The organism is Streptococcus sp. 3.1 (genome assembly GCF_016648915.1).
Lineage (GTDB): Bacteria > Bacillota > Bacilli > Lactobacillales > Streptococcaceae > Streptococcus > Streptococcus salivarius_E.
On the sequence record NZ_JACLQV010000040.1, the window covers coordinates 1 to 4,811 of the forward strand.

At 38.5% G+C, this 4,811-nt stretch carries 5 protein-coding genes; all 5 read left to right on the plus strand.

What is annotated here, in order from left to right:
• Nucleotides 1-242: 242 nt before the first annotated feature.
• Genes H7U02_RS11280 through dltD form a run of 5 tightly spaced genes read left to right on the plus strand, consistent with a single transcriptional unit; the run spans nucleotide 243 to nucleotide 4,695 of the window.
• Nucleotides 243-374 carry a teichoic acid D-Ala incorporation-associated protein DltX gene (locus H7U02_RS11280; RefSeq protein ID WP_002885174.1) on the plus strand — a complete coding sequence of 44 codons (132 nt, stop codon included), beginning with the start codon at nucleotides 243-245 and terminating at the stop codon, nucleotides 372-374.
• 8 nt (nucleotides 375-382) lie between these two features.
• Nucleotides 383-1,933, plus strand: coding sequence for a D-alanine--poly(phosphoribitol) ligase subunit DltA (dltA, locus tag H7U02_RS11285; RefSeq protein WP_201043387.1), 1,551 nt, complete (start codon nucleotides 383-385; stop codon nucleotides 1,931-1,933).
• Nucleotides 1,930-3,177, plus strand: coding sequence for a D-alanyl-lipoteichoic acid biosynthesis protein DltB (gene dltB / locus H7U02_RS11290; protein ID WP_201043389.1), 1,248 nt, complete (start codon nucleotides 1,930-1,932; stop codon nucleotides 3,175-3,177). Before dltA ends, dltB begins: the two co-directional genes overlap by 4 nt.
• A 17-nt stretch (nucleotides 3,178-3,194) precedes the next feature.
• Nucleotides 3,195-3,434: a D-alanine--poly(phosphoribitol) ligase subunit DltC gene (gene dltC / locus H7U02_RS11295; protein WP_002891149.1), complete on the plus strand. Its 240-nt coding sequence runs from the start codon at nucleotides 3,195-3,197 to the stop codon at nucleotides 3,432-3,434.
• Entirely contained in the window at nucleotides 3,427-4,695 is a 1,269-nt protein-coding gene (dltD, locus tag H7U02_RS11300) for a D-alanyl-lipoteichoic acid biosynthesis protein DltD (protein ID WP_201043391.1), read from the plus strand. Before dltC ends, dltD begins: the two co-directional genes overlap by 8 nt.
• Nucleotides 4,696-4,811 lie beyond the last annotated feature (116 nt).

Consider the following 4,811-nt stretch of genomic DNA (forward strand, 5'->3'; position numbering starts at 1 on the left):
TTCTCTTCTAGACATAAAAATACCTCTTAAGTAGATTTTAGGTATTTACCTTGTCTACTTAAGAGGTATCATATCATTCTCACGGGTGGTTTTGACTATGATTTTAGCCAATCATTTATCACGGAAGCTTATTAATGAAAAAGAAATGAAATTTAGTTATTTTTTCTTTTTTATTGGAAAAAATACTGATAAGATGGTAAACTAAAGAGGATATTATATAAAAAAAGGTATCGAAAATTAGAATGTTAAAACATAAAAACGTCCTGGTATTTTTAGGACAAACCTTGCTTTATTTCGCCATTTTTATGGCCCTAATTTATCTCTACAATTACCTAGGACAAGGTCAAGGTAATTTTATCTATAACGAATTTTAGGAAGAATAATGACGAATACAAAAATTAAAGATATGATCGAAACGATTGAGCAGTTTGCCCAATCACAACCTGACTTTCCTGTTTACAATATTTTAGGGGAAGTTCACACTTACGGTGACTTAAAAGCTGATTCGGATAGCCTAGCTGCTAAGATTGATAGTCTTGATATTCCAGAAAAATCACCTGTTGTGGTTTATGGCGGGCAAGAGTATGAAATGTTGGCAACTTTTGTCGCTTTGACTAAATCTGGTCACGCTTATATTCCAATTGACAGTCACTCAGCTCTTGAACGCGTGACGGCAATTGTTGAAGTAGCAGAGCCTAGTCTGATTATTGCTATCAATGACTTCCCACTTGAGGATGTCCAAGCTCCAATTCTAACATTGGACCAAGTGACAACAGCTTTTGAAAGCAAGACTAGCTACGAAGTGACTCATCCTGTTAAGGGGGATGATACTTATTACATCATCTTCACATCAGGAACTACAGGTAAGCCTAAAGGGGTACAAATTTCACACAATAATCTCCTTAGTTTCACTAACTGGATGATTACGGACAAGGAATTTGCGACTCCAACACGTCCACAAATGCTGGCTCAACCGCCTTATTCATTTGACTTATCAGTAATGTACTGGGCACCTACATTGGCACTTGGAGGAACACTCTATGCGCTTCCTTCAGCCATTACACAGGACTTCAAGAAGCTCTTTGAAACGATCTTCTCACTTCCAATTGCTATTTGGACATCAACACCATCTTTTGCAGATATGGCAATGTTGTCTGAAGACTTCAATGCAGAGAAGATGCCAGAAATTACGCATTTCTATTTTGACGGAGAAGAGTTGACTGTCAAAACTGCTCAAAAGCTTCGCCAACGTTTCCCAGAAGCACGTATTATCAATGCTTACGGCCCAACGGAAGCAACTGTAGCCTTATCAGCAGTAGCAGTAACTGATGAGATGCTGGCTAACCTTAAGCGTTTGCCGATTGGTTATACCAAGGAAGATTCACCGACTTATATTATCGATGAGGATGGCAATATCCTTCCAAATGGTCAACAAGGTGAAATCATCGTCTCAGGACCAGCAGTTTCAAAAGGATATATGAACAATCCTGAAAAGACTGCGGAAGCCTTCTTCGAGTTTAATGGCCTTCCTGCTTACCATACTGGTGATGTAGGAACGATGACTGATGAAGGTCTCCTTCTTTACGGTGGTCGTATGGACTTCCAGATTAAATTTAATGGTTTCCGTATTGAGTTAGAGGATGTTTCACAAAACCTTAATAAGTCTAAGTATATTGATTCAGCAGTAGCTGTGCCACGTTACAATAAAGACCATAAGGTTCAGAACCTCTTGGCTTATGTGATTCTTAAGGATGGTGTTCGTGAGCAGTTTGAACGTGAAATTGATATCACCAAGGCGATTAAGGCTGACTTAGAAGATATCATGATGTCTTACATGATGCCTACTAAGTTCCTCTATCGTGAGAGCTTGCCTTTAACACCAAATGGGAAAATCGATATCAAGGGTCTTATCAGTGAGGTTAACAACCGATGATTGACTTCTTGAAACAGCTCCCCCATTTAGAAGCCTACGGTAATCCCTTCTATTTTATCTATCTTGGATTAGCTCTATTGCCAATCTTTGTGGGTCTCTTCTTTAAAAAGCGTTTTGCGATTTATGAGTGTTTGGTAAGTCTAGCCTTTATTGTTCTCGCTCTGACAGGAACACATGCTAGCCAATTACTAGCCTTACTCTTCTATATTGTTTGGCAAATCATCTGGGTTTATTCCTACAAACATTACCGCAGTAAAAAGGACAATAAATGGGTTTTCTATTTACACTCATTTCTTGTAGTCCTTCCCTTGATTTTTGTTAAGGTAGAGCCTGCGATAAATGGTACTCAGTCAGTCTTAAACTTTCTTGGCATTTCTTACTTGACCTTCCGATCGGTTGGTATGATTATCGAGATGCGAGATGGTGTCTTAAAAGAGTTTACAATTGGAGAATTCCTCCGATTCATGCTCTTTATGCCAACCTTTACGAGTGGTCCTATTGATCGCTTCAAACGCTTTAACGAAGATTACCAAGCGATTCCTGAGCGAGACGAGCTGATGAATATGTTGGAGCAAGCTGTAAAATATATCATGCTTGGTTTCCTCTATAAGTTTGTTTTAGCTCAGATCTTCGGAAGTATGCTCTTGCCTTCACTGAAAGCGCAAGCTTTGGCTCAGGGTGGTATCTTTAATTTACCAACACTTGGTGTCATGTATGTTTTCGGTTTTGATCTCTTCTTTGACTTTGCGGGTTACTCGATGTTTGCCTTGGCAGCATCAAACCTTATGGGGATTAAGAGCCCAATCAACTTTGACAAACCTTTCATCTCACGAGACTTGAAAGAATTTTGGAATCGTTGGCATATGAGCTTGTCTTTCTGGTTCCGTGACTTTGTCTTTATGCGTTTGGTTATGGTTTTGATGCGAAACAAGGTTTTCAAAAACCGTAACACGACATCAAATGTGGCCTATGTCATTAATATGATGGTTATGGGATTCTGGCATGGAGTTACTTGGTACTACATTGCTTATGGTATTTTCCATGGTATTGGTCTAGGAATCAATGATGCCTGGTTACGTAAGAAGAAGACCATTAATAAAGAGCGTAAGAAAGCTGGTCTTGAGCCACTTCCTGAAAATAAATGGACGAAGGCTTTGGGAATCTTTATTACATTTAACACTGTTATGTTGTCATTCTTGATTTTCTCTGGATTCTTGAATGACCTCTGGTTCACTAAAAAATAAGTAAAGGAATTATAAAAATGGATGTAAAATCAGAAGTTATTGAAATTATTGATGAACTCTTCATGGAAGATGTTTCAGACATGATGGATGAAGACCTTTTCGATGCTGGTGTTCTCGATTCAATGGGAACAGTTGAGCTTATCGTTGAATTGGAATCACGTTTCGATATTCGTGTGCCAGTTTCAGAATTTGGTCGTGATGACTGGAACACAGCTAATAAGATTGTTGAAGGGGTAACGGAGCTTCGCAATGCTTAAGCGTTTATGGCAAATTTTTGGCCCTATAATCTGTGCCTTAGTCTTGGTAGTAGTAGTTATTTTTTCCTACCCTCAAGGCAGAAAACATAATTATGAGGTTGAAAAACGTAACGCAGTAACCTTGACAACTGAGAACTTTAAGAGCCGTATTAATAAGACGACAGCTCTTTCTGATAAGAATCATCGATTTGTCCCTTTCTTTGGGTCTAGTGAGTGGTTGCGTTTTGATGCCCTTCATCCAGCTGTTTTAGCTGAAAAATACGACCGTAACTATCGCCCATATTTTATTGGACAACGTGGGGCTGCCTCTCTAAACCAATATTTGGGAATGCAACAAATGCTTTCCGAATTGAAAAATGGGACAGCAGTCTATGTCTTGTCACCACAGTGGTTTACTAAAAAAGGTTACAATTCTGCGGCTTTCCAGCAGTTCTACAATAACGACCAACTTAGTAGTTTCTTAAGTCAAAATCAGACGGATGCAAATTCTCAGTATGCAGCTCAGCGCATCTTAGAGATGAAACCTGAGATTACTATGAAATCTCAACTTTCTAAAGTAGCTAATGGGCAAGATTTAAATTCTCTTGATAAGACTTATATTCAATTTATGGCAGAGCTTAATAAGCGAGAAGATGCCTTGTTCAGTCCTTTTGCAGCATCAAATAATGCAAATTACGACAAGAAGGTTCTTCCTTATCTTAAAGAGTTGCCAGACAACCTCTCTTACGAGGCACTTGACCAGGTTGCCGTAAGAGATGCAGAAGCCCATACCAAGTCAAACGACTTTGGTATCGATGACCGTTTCTATAAGAAACGTTTGTCTAAGAAGATTGGTAAACTTAAAGGTTTCCAGAAAAATCTTTCTTATGAAGTTTCACAAGAATACGGTGACCTACAGTTGGTACTAAATCAATTTGCTAAGTCAAATACTAATGTCATTTTTGTCATCCCACCTGTTAATAGCAAGTGGATGGCTTATACAGGACTTAGTCAAGAAATGTATGATGCTACGGTTTCTAAAATCCGTTATCAATTGGAAAGTCAAGGCTTTACCAATATTGCAGACTTCTCAAAAGATGGAGATCAACCTTACTTTATGCAAGATACCATTCATATGGGATGGAAAGGGTGGGTAGCCTTTGACAAGGCTGTTGATCCATTTGTAAGTAATCCAACACCTGCACCTAGCTATAACTTGAACGACCGCTTTTATAGTAAGGATTGGGCAGGTTATACAGGGACTCCTAGTCAATTTAAGTAGTGTTACTTAATAAATCAGGATATAACAAAAAGGCTTTAATTGAACTGCACCCCAAAAGTTAGACAGAAAAAATCTAACTTTTGGGGTGTTTTTATTATGAAATTGACTTATGAAGA